Genomic DNA, 420 nt, shown 5'->3' with positions numbered 1-420 from the left:
GGTGGCTGGTAGTTGCCGGTCAGCCCGAGTGCGTGGGCCCCGAGCGGGTTGAGTCGGATGGCGAGCAGGCCGTCGTAGCGGCTGAGGCAGTCGAGGTCGTCGGAGCCCCAATTGCCGTGGTAGTCGGTGCGGGCGCCGACCGGGTCGGTGTATTCGATGTCGATGAGGCCGAGGGTCGCGGCGTACTCGAACAGCACGGCGAGGGTGTACCGGCCTTCGAGGATCGGCCAGTCGGCGAATCCGCTGTAGCCAAGGCTGCCGTACTGGGGGTCGACGAGGTACAGCTTCCACAGTGCGCGTTCGCGGCGGGCGACGGTCGGGGAGGTCTCCCGGTTGCGGCGCATGGTGGCGAACAGGTCGTCGATGGTGATCCACTCGTCGCGTGGGCAGCCCGCGAGGGCGGTGGCGACGGCTTTGCGG

General features: G+C 69.3%; 1 protein-coding gene. It reads right to left on the bottom strand.

From position 1 onward, the window contains the following. On the bottom strand, positions 1-420 hold a 420-nt coding region (locus tag EAD98_RS26760), incomplete at both ends, for a hypothetical protein (RefSeq protein ID WP_199723568.1).

It is taken from the genome of Micromonospora sp. CV4, assembly GCF_003667455.1.
Lineage (GTDB): Bacteria > Actinomycetota > Actinomycetes > Mycobacteriales > Micromonosporaceae > Micromonospora.
This window is presented reverse-complemented; position numbering and strand designations above follow the sequence as displayed.